13 protein-coding genes are annotated in these 15,203 nt (G+C 38.6%); 5 read left to right on the top strand and 8 right to left on the bottom strand.

What is annotated here, in order from left to right:
- Positions 1-474: 474 nt before the first annotated feature.
- On the top strand, positions 475-1,068 hold the full coding sequence (locus ACYVHJ_RS15875; protein WP_460516520.1) for a hypothetical protein: 594 nt from the start codon (positions 475-477) through the stop codon (positions 1,066-1,068).
- 6 nt (positions 1,069-1,074) lie between these two features.
- On the opposite strand, the gene queG is transcribed toward ACYVHJ_RS15875, so the two are convergent.
- Together queG and ruvB are read right to left on the bottom strand one after the other, a co-directional pair.
- Positions 1,075-2,001: an epoxyqueuosine reductase gene (gene queG / locus ACYVHJ_RS15870; RefSeq protein ID WP_460516517.1), complete on the bottom strand. Its 927-nt coding sequence runs from the start codon at positions 1,999-2,001 to the stop codon at positions 1,075-1,077.
- Positions 2,002-2,032: 31 nt separating this feature from the next.
- Entirely contained in the window at positions 2,033-3,070 is a 1,038-nt protein-coding gene (gene ruvB / locus ACYVHJ_RS15865) for a Holliday junction branch migration DNA helicase RuvB (RefSeq protein ID WP_460516514.1), read from the bottom strand.
- Positions 3,071-3,227: 157 nt separating this feature from the next.
- On the opposite strand from ruvB, the gene ACYVHJ_RS15860 reads away from it, so the two are divergent.
- Together ACYVHJ_RS15860 and ACYVHJ_RS15855 are read left to right on the top strand one after the other, a co-directional pair.
- The gene (locus tag ACYVHJ_RS15860) at positions 3,228-4,286 is read left to right on the top strand and encodes an FAD:protein FMN transferase (RefSeq protein ID WP_460516511.1); all 1,059 of its coding nucleotides are present in this window, start codon (positions 3,228-3,230) and stop codon (positions 4,284-4,286) included.
- 24 nt (positions 4,287-4,310) lie between these two features.
- Entirely contained in the window at positions 4,311-5,045 is a 735-nt protein-coding gene (locus tag ACYVHJ_RS15855) for a ZIP family metal transporter (RefSeq protein ID WP_339903082.1), read from the top strand.
- A gap of 514 nt (positions 5,046-5,559) precedes the next feature.
- Here ACYVHJ_RS15855 and ACYVHJ_RS15850 read toward each other — a convergent pair.
- The 5 genes from ACYVHJ_RS15850 to ACYVHJ_RS15830 all read right to left on the bottom strand — a co-directional run bounded on the left by ACYVHJ_RS15850 (position 5,560) and on the right by ACYVHJ_RS15830 (position 12,264).
- Positions 5,560-7,071, bottom strand: a complete 1,512-nt coding sequence (locus tag ACYVHJ_RS15850; RefSeq protein ID WP_460516508.1) for an ArnT family glycosyltransferase — start codon at positions 7,069-7,071, stop codon at positions 5,560-5,562.
- Positions 7,072-7,416: 345 nt separating this feature from the next.
- On the bottom strand, positions 7,417-9,840 hold the full coding sequence (locus tag ACYVHJ_RS15845; protein WP_460516505.1) for an alpha-glucuronidase family glycosyl hydrolase: 2,424 nt from the start codon (positions 9,838-9,840) through the stop codon (positions 7,417-7,419).
- A 58-nt stretch (positions 9,841-9,898) separates the two neighbouring features.
- A complete protein-coding gene (locus tag ACYVHJ_RS15840; protein WP_460516502.1) occupies positions 9,899-10,507 on the bottom strand; it encodes a DUF6134 family protein in 609 nt (202 codons plus the stop codon).
- A gap of 93 nt (positions 10,508-10,600) precedes the next feature.
- Complete coding sequence (locus ACYVHJ_RS15835; RefSeq protein WP_460516498.1) at positions 10,601-11,377, bottom strand: alpha/beta fold hydrolase; 777 nt, start codon at positions 11,375-11,377, stop codon at positions 10,601-10,603.
- 257 nt (positions 11,378-11,634) lie between these two features.
- Positions 11,635-12,264 carry an SGNH/GDSL hydrolase family protein gene (locus ACYVHJ_RS15830; protein WP_460516496.1) on the bottom strand — a complete coding sequence of 210 codons (630 nt, stop codon included), beginning with the start codon at positions 12,262-12,264 and terminating at the stop codon, positions 11,635-11,637.
- A 101-nt stretch (positions 12,265-12,365) separates the two neighbouring features.
- On the opposite strand from ACYVHJ_RS15830, the gene ACYVHJ_RS15825 reads away from it, so the two are divergent.
- Together ACYVHJ_RS15825 and ACYVHJ_RS15820 are read left to right on the top strand one after the other, a co-directional pair.
- The gene (locus ACYVHJ_RS15825; protein ID WP_460516493.1) at positions 12,366-13,211 is read left to right on the top strand and encodes a UbiA prenyltransferase family protein; all 846 of its coding nucleotides are present in this window, start codon (positions 12,366-12,368) and stop codon (positions 13,209-13,211) included.
- A gap of 49 nt (positions 13,212-13,260) precedes the next feature.
- The gene (locus ACYVHJ_RS15820) at positions 13,261-13,914 is read left to right on the top strand and encodes a class I SAM-dependent methyltransferase (protein ID WP_460516490.1); all 654 of its coding nucleotides are present in this window, start codon (positions 13,261-13,263) and stop codon (positions 13,912-13,914) included.
- Here the strand turns inward: ACYVHJ_RS15820 and ACYVHJ_RS15815 are convergent.
- Positions 13,863-15,191, bottom strand: coding sequence for a neutral/alkaline non-lysosomal ceramidase N-terminal domain-containing protein (locus ACYVHJ_RS15815; protein WP_460516487.1), 1,329 nt, complete (start codon positions 15,189-15,191; stop codon positions 13,863-13,865). The genes ACYVHJ_RS15820 and ACYVHJ_RS15815 overlap by 52 nt on opposite strands.
- Between the last annotated feature and the right edge of the window lie 12 nt (positions 15,192-15,203).

Raw genomic sequence — 15,203 nt, 5'->3', positions numbered from 1 at the left:
TTGACTGAGCTTTTTATTTGCTGAGGGCTAATGGTGTATCTATACTGAAATGAGTTTAAAGTTGTATTACTAAATGGTATTTAATTATGATTTATTAATGAAAAGATAACAATGTACAAAATTTATATAAATATATACTATTTGGGTTTAACCTATAAGAAGTTAAATTTTGGTTTGATAGGCAATTTTTTCTCATCCTCAGGCAAGAGGTTTTGACAGTTTCTACCTGGGTATTTGTTGTTTTTTATCGGCATAAGATTTTTTTGGTTTGCCAAAAAATCTTGTGTCTTTAGCTTGTCTTTTGTTATCTTGATTGTTGCGGGTTAAAGTTATTCCCTGCTATACATAAAGGTCATTATTAATTTTTAAATCTTTTTAGTTAACATTGTTTCAGTAATTTAAATTAATTTTTAGCAACTTTTAAAATTCAAATATTAGAATTCATATTATTGTGTGTACTACCAAAGAAAAATCATGAAAAAACAACAAAATTATCATTACTTATTATTTACATTATTGGCCATATTGGTAAGTAGCTGTATCGTAATTGACGATTTGGATGACGATGATGATGATACCAAGGTAGAGTCTATAACTGCAACCATAAATGGTAGTAAATTTAGTGCTACTAAGGATGGATTTTCTTTGAGTGATTTGGGGGATGATGTTGATGGAGACTTGGATATTGATGGGGATACTTATGAACTAGGTATTACTGGTGTTGATTTAAAGAACGGCATCTTTACAAGTTTAACCATTATTCTTTATGGTGAGGATTTTTCTTCATTAAATGTTGGGGACGAATTCGGCGCTATAACAGAAGAAAGCTTGTCCAATGGTTTTGGGTTCATTGGTGCAGTTGGAACTGTAGCAAGTGGTTCATTAATAGGTTCAGAAGATGAATTAGGTGGAACAACCTTAGTGAAAGGAACTATGAATGTTAAGATTACCAAGATGGACAGGGAAAATGAACTTATATCTGGAACGTTTTCTTTTGTGGCCTTTGACGGGGATGATGAACTTGCTGCAACGGTAACAGATGGTGAATTTAAAAACGTTGAATGGTAGTAGGATTTAATTGGTATTTAGAAAAGTAATGTTCCTTTGAAATCCTTCCCATTTGGTTCTTTTTAAAGCTGAGCGCTTAAAAACCTTATTAAAAGTCTCTTTTGTCATTTCTTCCCATGCTGATTTTTCTAAATCAGGATGAGGAAGAAATGCTTCTTCTTTGTGGGGTTTTGAAAACCTATTCCAAGGACATACGTCTTGGCAAATATCACAGCCGAATACCCAATTCTCCATTTTTCCTTTAAATTCTTCCGGAATGGCTTCTTTGAGCTCAATGGTCAAATAAGATATGCATTTGGAGCCATCGATTAAATTGTCCTGAAGGATAGCATCTGTTGGGCAAGCATCCAGACACCGGGTGCAAGTTCCGCAAAAATCTTTATTGGATGGATTGTCATAGACCAAAGGTAAATCGATGATTAGCTCCGCTAAAAAGAAAAAGCTACCTGAAGATTTGTTTAGTAATAGGCTGTTTTTACCTTTCCAACCTAGCCCAGCCTTTTCAGCCCATTGCCTTTCCATCACAGGAGCACTGTCTACAAACACCCTTCCATTTACTTCACCGATCTCCTCCTGTAAGCATTTTAAGAATGCTTTTAATTTGTCTTTGATTACGAAGTGATAATCTTCCCCATAGGCATATTTTGCTATTTTGAGAGAATCCCTGCGCTCATCCAGGGTTTGCTGTGGGTAATAGTTAAACATTAGGCTTACAACAGATTTTGCACCCTCTACTAGTTTTCTTGGATCTAGTCTTTTGTCAAAATGATTGGCCATATAGGCCATCTTTCCGTGGTAATTTTTGTTTAACCAATTTTCCAGCTTGGGGGCCTCCTCTTCCAAAAAAGTAGCTTCAGCAATTCCACAATAGTCAAAACCGAGTCTTGATGCTGTTTTTTTGACTATATGTGTATGCTTTTCAATCGTACTCAAGGCTTGTGGTAATTAATTGCTGTATGATGACCTAGCTTTCAAATAAATTTCCTGACTGTCCACCGGGCTTGGGTTTTATTTTAAGGTGGGTGTAAGCAAGGTCAGTTGCTGCTCTTCCTCGGCTGGTTCTTTTGAGATAGCCTTCTTTTATTAGAAAAGGTTCGTATACTTCTTCTATGGTTTCCGCCTCTTCTCCACAAGCTGTGGCAATGGTAGAAATACCAACAGGGCCTCCAGAAAATTTATTGATAATGGTAAGTAAAATTCTGTTGTCCATCTCATCCAAACCATTCTGATCCACATCCAAAGCATTGAGCGCCATTTCAGCAATTTTTAAAGTAATTCTACCATTGCCTTTTATCTCTGCAAAATCTCGGGTTCTTCGCAATAGGGTGTTGGCAATCCTCGGGGTACCTCGGCTTCTCCTGGCAATTTCAAAGGCTGCTTCGGGATCCAAGGGGGTTCCTAAAATGGCAGCAGATCGGGTAACGATGGTTGATAGTAAATGCGCGTCATAATATTCAAGCCGAGCATTGATGCCAAAACGAGCCCTTAAAGGAGAAGTAAGTAAACCAGACCTTGTGGTGGCTCCTACAAGCGTAAATGGATTCAAATTTATTTGAACTGTCCTTGCGTTGGGGCCAGAGTCAAGCATGATATCAATACGAAAATCCTCCATGGCAGAGTAGAGGTATTCTTCCACAATTGGATTCAAACGATGGATTTCATCTATAAACAACACATCCCCTTCTTCAAGGTTGGTGAGCAACCCTGCGAGATCTGAAGGTTTATCCAGAACCGGTCCGGAAGTGATCTTTAGCGTGGATTCCAATTCATTGGCGATAATATGACTCAAGGTGGTCTTTCCAAGGCCGGGAGGTCCATGAAGTAAAACATGGTCCAGGGACTCCCCTCTTTTTTTGGCAGCCAAAACAAAAATTTGGATGTTTTCCACAGTCTTTTTCTGACCGGTGAAATCATCAAAACTCAGGGGTCTTAGTGCTTTTTCTATTTCCTTGTCTCCAGGGCTTAAGCCTTCCTGGTCACCACGCAGATATTCTTCTCTCATATGAACCTTCTATGTCCCACAAATATAGAAAAATCATTGAAGCTTTTCAGGTTTTGAAGGGTTTCCACTGAAACACCTACCAAGGTTAATGACCAAATGTAATGAGCAATTGAAAAAATAGAATTAACTTTCGGAAAATTAAAACTGGCATTGTTTTATGCGAAAATCAGCCAAAAAAAATATCATTTACAGCATTTTGTTACTGTTGGTGGTGTTTATGGTTTACCTCTACAGGCAAAATAAAGAAACTGCAGTTTCTACAGATACAACCCATCCCAAAATGGTTGTAAGTGGAAAGACCATGGGGACCACTTATAGGATTGTCTATTTAGATCCGGGGGGACGAAATTTTAAAAAAGAAATTGATTCTATTCTTGTTGATTTTAACCAGTCTCTTTCTACCTATATTCCGGATTCTGAACTTAGTAGACTCAATAGGTATGATTCTCTTGTTTTTGAATCTGACTATTTTTATCCGGTTTTGAAAACCAGTAAGGAAGTGTTTTCAGTTACCGATGGTGCTTTTGACCCTACCATTGGACCCTTGGTTAATGCTTGGGGTTTTGGTCCGGATGGTCCCTCCTTGCAAGATAGTTTGGGTGTGAAACAGTTATTGGAGCAGGTAGGCTTTGAGAACTTAGATTTTAATGAAAAGGGAGTTAAGAAATCCAATACTGATGTTTACCTTGATTTTAGTGCCATAGCAAAAGGATACGGGGTTGATGTAGTTGCCGATTTTTTAAAAGAAATGGGTATAGAAAATTTCCTTGTAGAGATTGGTGGTGAATTGGTAGGAAATGGAGTGAATGATAAAGGTGAATTATGGAAAGTGGGCGTGTCTCACCCTGATGAAGAAGGCCTGGCCAATGAAATCTATAGTATAGTTGCTCTTGAAAACAAAGGCTTGGCCACTTCAGGCAATTACCGTAATTTTTATGTCAAAGACGGCATAAAATATTCTCACACAATCAGCCCATTTACAGGCTATCCTGTGGTGCATCGTTTGCTTAGTGCTACAGTGGTGGCAGATGATTGTATAGTGGCCGATGCCTATGCTACTGCCTTTATGGTTTTGGGGATGGATCGAGCAAAGGAAATACAAAAATCGGTGGAAGGTATAGAGATCTTTCTTATCTTTAATGATGACCAAGGCCAAATTCAATCCTACGTTAGTGATGGTCTCGCGCCATTTTTGACTACTGTTGGGGCTAAATAACCCAAATAACCCAAGTTATAATATATGTTGTATGTACTTTTACTTTTTTTCGCTGCCTTGGGTGCAGGATTGGTTGCAATCGTAGTGCCCGGTTGGGATGAGAAAAGCTTTAAGCTGGCATTGATATTTGCCGGTGCCTATCTGTTTGCCATTACCATATTACATATTTTCCCTGAGCTTTTTGCCAATAAAGAGTCAGCCTATTTTATGGGCTTGTATATTTTGCTTGGTTTTTTATTGCAGCAAGTGCTTGATTTTATGTCCTCGGGAATTGAACATGGGCATATTCATGACCATCATGGACATGGGGCTAGTAATACTGTATGGACTTTGATGATTGGCTTGTTTTTGCATGCATTTTTGGAGGGGACTTTACTTTCAAAACAACCCATGCTTACAGGACACCACCATGGCAGCGAAACCCTACTTATAGGGATGATCATGCATAAGATGCCCGAAGCTTTTGCCTTGGCAGCTGTTTTATTGTCTCGGCTAAATAAAACACATACAATTTTATTGTTAATCCTATTTGCCACGGCCTCACCTTTAGGTATGCTATCTACAGATTTCCTTTTTGATCGGTCATTGATAGGAAGAGAAACACTAGATATTTTGTTTGGATTGGTAGCAGGTGGCTTTTTGCATATATCTACCATCATTTTTTTTGAAAGCTCCCCACAGCATAGATTTCAATTGCATAAATTGTTAATCATATTGCTGGCGTCCGTATTGGCTATTTTGACTGAGTTTATTGCATAGGTAAGGAATTATAGGGAGGAGTCTCTTGCCTTTTAGAGGGTGAAATAATTAATACTATTACATGGTTTGGTTTTGGAATTGGTTAAAAAAAAATGCCAGGGTTTTATCATAAATAAAACCCTGGACAAACCCTACATTAAAAAATAACCAACTTCCGCTACGGATTCCAACTTCTCCAATCAACACGTTCCGCTTTCATTTTTTTTGATAGTATAAATGTACTAAAGATAAATTTATAAAACCAATTATTATTAAAGTAAATACGCGTTATACTGTACAAAGATTTTTTAATTGTATGAAATACATTATTATAAATATTAATAATTGAGAAATACAGTTTTTTGTATTTTATAGTATGAAAAATCGATCTTATTTGGTGGATCGCATGAAAAAACTGAGTTAAGAGGCTACCAATAAGCTTTTTATGTGTCGTTTTTTAAAATTTCTATAAAAACTTATATAGTTGTTTAAGTCATTATTCTTTTTGGTCATAGATAATTAAAAAAATAATGTTTCAGTAGGAAGAAGGAGTTGAAGGTGTATATTCTATTAAATTCCTACAGAACTTTATATTGATCGGCCTCCTTGGAATACCTTTAAAGGTAGTGACAAAAGTCTCTTCATAAATAAGTTCTTGAAAGACTGCCTTGCTTTTAAAATTATCAAAATTCCAGCTTACAAAAACTCCAAATTTTTCCTTTCCTAAAAATTGATCCATGCCTGGCCACAGGTCAAATTGGTTTTTACGAGCCCCCATATTTATTACATAAGTTTGTGGATTTCCGGAAAGGTAAAAGGAAAGTTCAGAAGCTGTGTGGTAAGAATCTGAGAACACGAAGGGAAGATCAATAGCCAAGCTATCAGCTAAAAAATCAATTCTATCCGCAAGTTGTTCATGCCCTAATAACCTTTTGATTAAGTTTTGCTCTGTAATAATTAATAGGTTTGAAGATTTAAATCCCAAATAATCAGGTGATAAGAAAACAACCGGAATAAATATACCGAGAAAAACCCCTGAGATTGTGATCGTTTTCCAACGTCTAGATTGCTGATCCATCCAATTTGCTAAAACAATTGCCAAGCCTATGTAAGCAAAGGCCGGCCAATTTATCATGGCCTCTTTAAAAATGCTTAAACCTGCAAATGTTAAAAAGGCTAATAATCCAGGAAGAATGAGGTAAATGGATTCAGCACCTTTACTCTTAATGGTATACAGGAAAGCTGCAACCCAAGCAGGAAGGAGGAACAAAGAAACAACTGCTATTTGACTTAGTATAAATTCTATAAAACTTCTGCTAGCTATGGATAAGTTGGTAGGTATATTATTTATACCTTCCGTACCTGATAATGCAAATAAATGTCTGAAGGTGTCAAAGTTATTTTGCCAGTTCCAAACCAATGCAGGGATGAATCCCAATAAACTCACCAAAATGAATTTCAAAAAATTTTCCTTATGGACATTAAATTTTCCAAGGTAAATTAGGTAAATAATCAAAACTGGGAATATCAAAATTATAACAACTTTTGCCATTAGCCCCATTGCAGTGGCTAATCCGGCAAGTAGCCACCACTTGGTACTATTTTCCTTAATCCCTCTGTAGCCTAGATAAATACTTAATGTCCAAAACAGGGTAAGAGAAGAATCCGTCATATGGAAGGTGGAAGCCAGCCACCATACAGGCATGGATTGAACGATTAAAGCTGCCCAAAAACCTACTTTTCTTGTATATAGATAGGATCCGAATAAAAAAGTAACCCATGCAATGCCAACTCCACTCAATATCGCATTTATTCTAACTGCCATTTCTGTATTGCCAAGTACAGAGGTACTTAAAAAGTTAATTACAGCTACCAACGGAGGTTTTGAATAATAATGCCAAGCCATGTTCTGAGACCATAGCCAATATTGTGCTTCTTCGGTAAATAAATTTACTTCCGGCCTAAGGGTGAAAAGGATTTTCGGTACCGCTAACGAAATCGTTATTATGTAGAAATAGAAAGAATATTTTTTCTGGCTAAGAACCATAAAAAATCAATTTAAGTAAATTTATAACCCCGGTTAAGAAAACTATTAAAACTAAAAACCTGTTTTTTCTCGATTAGTTCATTACGTACTCAATTAGCTAATCGAAAAAAAACGACTCGCATGGTTCAAAAATACGCTTTCTTGAAAACATATAACTTTGCTAACGGAAAGGAAGATAAGTTGTTTGTTTATTCGGCACTACTTTCGAACCGGGTCTGGAATAGGGGAGGTATTTGAATTCACATAAAATGGAATAGGTGTAATTAATTAAAATTTAATTGGAGAGAGAGGAGAATCCTCAAGTATAAATTTGTTTATTAGATTCTATTATAGACAATAAAATATTTACTCCGGATTGGGAATAATCCAAATTTCAGCCACTTGGGTCCCTCGTTCCCCTTCACCACATGTCCAGTGGAGTACCAAGTCTCCATCAGCATAGGTGCTTTGAGGCAATTCAAATTCATACAATGGTTTGGCACCAGTCTGGATGAAATCGTGAATCAACAAGCCGTCGTCTGTGGTTAATTTCATTTTTGACCTGAACCTGCCGGTATAGGCTATTTTAATTGTATAAATTTTTTTTGGATTCAGTTCTTGATATTTTATGATCAAGGGGGTGTCATAGAGGGAGGTTATTTGGTTCATCCAAGCCAGGGGAGTGGCTGTCCCTCCAAAGCCTACAGCCTGTATTTCATGTACCCATTCCTGACCTTTCAGGCCTACACCGAAGCTTTCTCTAGGACCATATAGACCTCCAGGGTCTTGACTCCATGCTTTGGTTTTAACAACTCTCTTCCAGCTTTTTCCTAGTCCGAAGTTGTCATAAAAACCACCGGGACCCGGATTGGTTCGGTTGAGCAATTGCTTTATTTTATCGTTTCTTTGTTTTTCCTCCGGTACTTGTTGAATGGCTTTGAGATTGGCCAAAAGCCAAGGAGCATCATTAAGGGTTACGGCTAGATTGTCAATAAAATTCCCTCTTCCAGAAGCTGCACCATGTGACTCAACGGTAAGCTGTGCTCCTATGCTGTTGAAAAGTGCATCAGCCAGTTCCAAACATCTTTGCTTCAAACGCGCGATATAAGGGTCTGAGATAGGCTCAGTAAGTATACTTGTAGCCTTGTCTATACTTTTTAGGCTACCAATTTTTTCTGATTCCTGCAGAATATTCATGGCTATTTGTTCCTGCTGGGTCTCGAATAGCAATTTCTGCTGAATATAGGCATCAAAATAAGCACGTATTAAGCCCATTTGAAATCTAAAATTCCCCATTAATTTATTGTCAGCTTTATCTTCCATGGCCTGCCATTGAGCCAGGGCTTGAGGAACACTGGAATTGTTAATCAACCTACCACGTAGATTTTCCTCCTGTGCCAAAAAGCCATTTGTGGCGGCATCTACCCATTTCGGGCCGAAGAAAAAACGGGAATAATCTCTTAAAGTTTCCAAGACTTTTGTTTCCGGATTCCATTCTTGATCTGTCCATATAAATTTATTTACATCGTCATTGGTTCCTTCAGAATAGCTTAAGCTCCCATTGGCATAGTGTGCCAAAGAATTGTGAATGGCCTTTTGATCCTCAGGTCGAGGATTGATAGACTCCCTTCCCAAAGTCATGGCCATGGCCAAGTCCCATTCGGGAATAGGGTACTGGGAACTTAAATTATGGGTAATGTCAGGATACCTCCGAATAGGAATAGAAGCGGCAGTTAACTCCCTTAGCTCCGGTAAGGGTATTTTAACCCAAGGTCCGAAAACCACGCCTCCAAACCATTCGTACTTTTGATTGACGTGATAGAAGAATTGGTCAAACCAAGCCTTTGTGGGCCTAAATACTTGGGGAGATACCCATATTTTTGCACTCGGGTGGAATCGGTGAAGCACTGTTGCCACTTCTTCTAGCCAATTGAACAATACATCCGGCTCAAGGTCACCGGGATCTCCACCGGGAACAAATAAATGATCCAGCCTTGGGATGGAGGCGAATACATCTTTGCGCTGTGTTAGTTCTATGGTTCTTGTTTTGGAATCCTCATAATCTTCAGCCATATTGGGATACCACATCCACACATCCAAATCCAATTCATCAGCTATCCGTGATTGTTTGCCAATCATATCAATGGCGGGAATAGTCATATGAGGGGAAGTGAAGTCATCATCTGTCCGAGGTGGCATTATTTCGATGCTGTTGGCGCCAAAAAGTGCCAGCTCTCTGATATATTGGTTAAAACGATCTACGGTAAAGGCGTCGTAGGCGTTTGTTTTGGGGCGGTAGCCCAGTTGATGTCCTCTAATGGCATATGTCGGTGAGCTTGTCTTTTCAATGGCCTTATTCAATAGTAATTGATTTTCCGACCAATCCATTTTTCTCAAAAGATGGCCTATACCAAATAACAAGCCCCTGTCATCTTGCCCTATGATAATGGCCTTAGGCTTAGCGAATGTATCATCGATGATCACCGTGTAGCCTTCAGCGGGCATGGCTTCGATGTCCTGTAATCTTTTCTTCCATTTTTTTGGAAGATTTTGGATGGCATCGAATTGAGTTAAGAGAATGCTGGGGGACTTTTTCTCCTCTTTTTGATTAATGGGAAATGTCGTATCAATCCGACTTTCCAGCTCTTCTTTCAGTATCTTGGCATAGGTTGGTAAGCGCTCACTTTCTCCATAAGGGACAATTTCTGCTCCCTTAAAGTTAAAGTCTTGGCCATAGGAAAGACCACTTACTAGAAAAATTGTTGCAATTAATAGGTGTCGTAGCAGCATCGTTTTTTGGGTTATCTTTCAATATACCCATTGTACGCGTTTAAGGCTACTTCGAGACTTATTCTCTGCGTTTTACTTCGTAATTTTTTATGGGATTGTGCATGCTAACTTTTAGCATTTTCCCATTTTGATAGTAATATTTGTTTTCATCACCTTCTATATGGGTGGTATAAATACCTTCACCATGGGATCTTATTTCCGAGAATTTACCTAAATTTTCTGCCATCATCACTTTTATCCCTTTGGGTTCCTCAAAAAATAACCTTACCGCACTATGGTGAATAAGATCTTTGATGATGTCTTTATGTTCATATTTATAACCATTTGCATCAATTTTATATTCATCCCCTTCCAGCCATATTTTACTGATAAAATTTCCCCGATTTGTTTTTGAGCTTACTTTAGAATTAATGAAAACATCTTCGTGGTATTTTACCTCCGTGTGGTAGTCTACTTTGATGGTACCGAATAACCAGAAACTAACCTTGCTGTCTAGCCTGTAAGTGGTGGTATCCTGTGCTAAGGTTTTAGTAGCTTTCATTTGTCCGATGGTGAAACCGGCCAGTTTGATATCGAAATCAATCACTTCTTGGGCTTTCAATGAGCTTGAAAGGAGAAAAAGTACGGTGGTAAAAAGAAAGGTTAAAGAAGACACATTTATGGGCATTTTCTATTGGTTTAATGGATTCTGCTGTCGGTAAGGTATTAAAAAGAGAATTCGTGCGCAAATCCCCTTAGGCGCGGCAAAGCTTTACATGGCTTAATTGGATTTTAAAAACTTTAAAGCGATGCTGTTGAAAGCTTCAGGCTGTTCTACGTTGACCACATGTCCGCAAGATGGAACTACCTCAAGCCGTGCAGATTGATGGGTTTTTACCAGTTTAGTGATGGTGGGCAGAAACATATAATCTTCCTCGCCCATAAGATATAGGGTGGGAACAGGGGTTTCTTTTATCCTGAATAGACTCAGCAAAGGGTTGACTCTGGAAGCAAGGCTAAACCATCTTATAAACTCTTTTTGATAAAGCTTTTTTGCTTCCTTAACAAATAAGTACCTAGATGCCTTGTGATTTTTTCTTGGCATTATAATAAAAGCAAAAAGCTTATATAGGAGTAAATACGGGATAACAGATTTCAGTAAAATCCCTAGACGCATCAGTACCTGCCCGCGAAGGTTAAGCTTCATAATGGCTCCTGCCAACACCATGCTTGACACCCTTTCCGGGTACCTTTCTGTTATTTCCCGAATAATAATTGTACCCAACGAGATGCCTATGAAATGAGATTTTTCAATCTTTAGGTGATTTAATACCTCCATTACTTCATCAGAAATAACAGGGAAACTGTATTTTTTTAGTTTCTCGTAAACCTTGTCTTTTGATTTTCCATGCCCTCTTAAGTCCACCAACAGTACATTATATGATTTCTTGAAATCTCTAATTTGTTTAAACCAGATGGCACTGCTGCCTCCTGCGCCATGGACAAAGGTTACCCATGGGGCATCCGGCTTTAATAGATATGTGGTGTAATGCAACATGAGGGATTATAACACGGAATTACCCTATATGGTTTAATCCCAATTTAAAAATATATATAATTGGCTAGATACCAATCTTTTGTCTGTCTGTCTATTGAAAGATTCATTGGCCTATTCAGCCGGTTTGTCTAGGGGCAAGTTAGCTTTAAAAATCTGCCAAAGTAAGGTTGGTTACCATTCAATGGGAAGGCAAATCCGGCCCAATATTATAAAGGGCCGGCTTTGCCTAATGAATTTAAATAACAGCTTTACTAAAATTATTTGATGGCTTTAGCAACCAATTTTGCCATGATTTTATTGCCTTTGGTATTGGGATGTACCCCATCAGCAAACAACTTCCCGTATTTTTCCATAGGCCTGTGTAAATCAATAAGTGTGGCTCCGGTTTGTTCAGCTGCCTGACGGATTAGCGGCACCATCTCATTGACAATTATTTCTTCAGTGATATCAAAATTGGTTTTGAACACAGGAACCGGTATACATACATAAACTTTTCCGCTAGCCGGCATACTTGCTTTATAGGTTTCTATCATTTCCACATAATCGTCAAGAAACTCATCTTTGTATTTCCAGTTCTGTGGTTTAGAATCATTGGTTCCTAATTTTATTACCAACACATCAGGTGCAAATTTTTTCACCGCTTGGAATTGTGGCTCTTCCCAATATGGGTGATCTCCCTTTTTCAATAAAGTACGTCCACTTACTCCAAAGTTGATCACCTGGTATTTATCCCCTAACCGCTCCTGCATTTGAAGGGGGTAGCTGTCGGGATTGTCTCTGCCGGGGCCTTGGGTGATACTATTGCCCACACAGGCAACTTTAATGGGTTCTTGGGCAAAAACTTGTTGACTGACAATTAACAAAAGAATATAAAATAACTTGTTCATGAATAGTAGATTTTCTTAGAAAATGGAAATTACATAATTTTTAAATGTTTTGATCCTTTCATTTCTTTAAATTGCATGTTACTAGGAATTTTTCTGTTACAATGAAATTGAAGCATTTGCTTATTTACGAAAAGTTTAACCTCCTTTCTTTGGATGTGGTGGCAGGGGCTTGTTCAGGGATGTATTTTTTTGCCGACCTTATGAAAGTGGATTTGTCCTGGAAAATTTATTTACTTCTGGCTTTGGCTGTTTGGTGTATTTATACCTTTGACCATTTATTGGATGCCAAAAAAGTGGAGGGGCCTGCCTTATCTCAAAGACATAGATTCCATCAAAACCACTTTAAATTTCTGATGGTATTGATGCTGATTGCCATTATAACGGGTTTGATTTTGGCTTTCCTGTTTTTGCCTTCCATTAAGATGCTTGGCTCGGGACTGGCACTTGCGCTGGTAATCATGCTTACCATGACTTTTTTGCGCATTGCAGGTAAGAAAATGGCTGCCGTAAAAGAGTTTTCTACAGCTTTTTTTTATGTGGCGGGATTGGTGTTGATCCCGATATTAAATCTTGATCATGCTTTCTCTTCTGCCAATTGGGCCTTTTTCTTGGCTGCGTATTTTCTGTTGGCTTGGTACAATTTGATTTATCTATCCTACAGTGACGGAGCCCAGGATCTGGCTGAAGGACAAGCTTCCATCAGCACAGTTATTGGTACGAAACAAACTAGAAAGTTACTCTGGGGGCTTTCTATTATAGGTTTGGTTTACCTTGTGGTTCTTTTCTTGATTTTGCCCTCTTATTTTCATATTTACACTTTAATTTGGGGATTGATGCTGCTGATGCATGTCATCAGCTTTATGGAATCTCCGGCTAGTAACACTATGAAAACAAGAAAGCGCCTTGAACTCAGCTTTTCTTTGCCAATCCTATTGTTATTGTTTTAATAAGGACTAAAAAACAAGTTATAAACACAAGAGGTAGAAGGAACATTTTATGAATGCTTATAATTTTGTTGCCCCATTTTATGATGCACTGGCCACTTTGGTATTAGGGCCAAGGTTTCATGGGAGCAAGTGGGCATTTTTAGATATTATTCTGCCGGGAGACACTGTTTTAGTAGTAGGTGGAGGAACTGGAGCCAATTTGCCGGATATTTTAAAAAGGTGTGGGAAAAAAGGTAAGGTAATTTATATGGAGGCTTCGGAAAAAATGCTTGAGAAAGCCAAAAAAAGAATCCCTTCAGATCAACAAGACCGTGTGGAATTTATTTTCAGGGCTGATTTTAAGCTTCCGGAAAAATACAATTTTGATATAATAGTCACGCAATTTTTATTGGATGTATTGATAAATCAAGACATCACTGCACTATTTGAGGAGGTAAACCAAAAGGTAACTTCCGATTCCAAGTGGTTGTTTTTGGATTTTTTTCCAGTGAGAGATAAAAAGTTTTTGATTCGATTGATGATCACCAGTTTTGGTTTTTTGACCCAACATCCAAGAAAAGAATTACCTGATTACGAGGGGTTTTTCACCAAGGGAGGTTGGGTAGCGGCAAAAGAAATGTCCTTTGAAAAAGGGTTTTACCAAGCAAAAGTTTATTTACCGGCACCAAAAGATATCAAATCCGATACAATTTCTTTAAAATAATCCCCATTGTAAGGACCATAGAAATTCATGTCTCTGGCTTCATAATAATCACCTGAATAGTATTTGTCAGGCGTAATATAGCCTATATATCCGCCATTAAAGGTGGTAATGAACAAGGAGAGACCAAGAGCTTGGGCTTGTTCCTCCCATGCCTTATAAAATACCCCTGAAACTTCACCGGAAGAAGAGATAAACAAGGCATTGCCTATTCTGACGACATCGAAATATGCCGGATTATCCCCAATAGCCCAGTTAAAAAGCCAAGGTCGAAGCCGAATGTTATCACTGACCCTGTAATGAGGGGAACGAAGTTTTAATGGAAGCCTTGTGGCCAAGACCTGCTTGCCTGCAAGTGCCTTTTCGCTTTTATTCTCATTGACTACTGAGTCCAATGTAGAAGCATACTGTTTGATGCTTTTGATATCATTTCCGGGTGCTTTGGGGCGGTGGCTGCCTACTGCACCTGCCGCAAAAACGGCAAAGTCATGCCTTTCTTCCATAAATTCAGAAAGGTAGTAAGGGTAGTCTCCTGAAAGCCCCATAAACTTGCTGCTAAGGCAGGTAGCGTGGGCACTGTAGGTCACCAATGAGCAGCTTTGTCCATCAGTGTTTTCCAAAATCAACTGTCGGATAAAAGGATCTATGGGGTCGGTTGCAATGAGTCTGTTGGATACAAAGTCTGCAGCTTCAGATCTTTTGGTGCGCAAGCTTACTGTGTCCATATTGGCCAGGGCTTTTTCCAGTGCCTTTAAGGTGCCGTTTTTAATGGTATTTACCAAAGGTTCATCCCATCCTCCCATGGCGATTTTTCCCACAGGTCCGGGTATGGTTCCACCCATTCCGCTATGGGTATGTGTGGCTGTAAAATAAATCTGGTCTATAGGTACTTGCTCTTTGGCTAAGGCTTCTCTTAAAGTTAGGGCAAGCTCAGGGTGGACAATGAGTAACTCATAATTTAAGAAAGCCACCTTAAATTGCGCATTGCCTATTATGATGGCCTTTACAAAGCTACTGTCTGCCACGAATTCATAAGGCCCGCGAGGTTTATAAGCCACCAAGTTGGCGGGTTTGTCAGGGGTTATATTCGCCTTGGCCCAGCCTCCCAAAAAATAGCCTTTATCAGACCCCTTAAAAGCCAGCTTGCCAACTGCTTGCTTGGTTTCTTTGTAATAAGTAGTCTCTTTATATGGCGTCCAATCAACCGTTGTGAGCGTCAGTAATCCTAAGGCCAATAAAAAAATGAAACATCCAAGGATTATTTTTAATAGGATTTTCATTGGCTCAAAGTT

Source organism: Cyclobacterium sediminis (assembly GCF_054781075.1).
The sequence above is the reverse complement of the archived record's forward strand: the minus strand, read 5'-3'. Positions and strand labels throughout refer to the sequence as shown.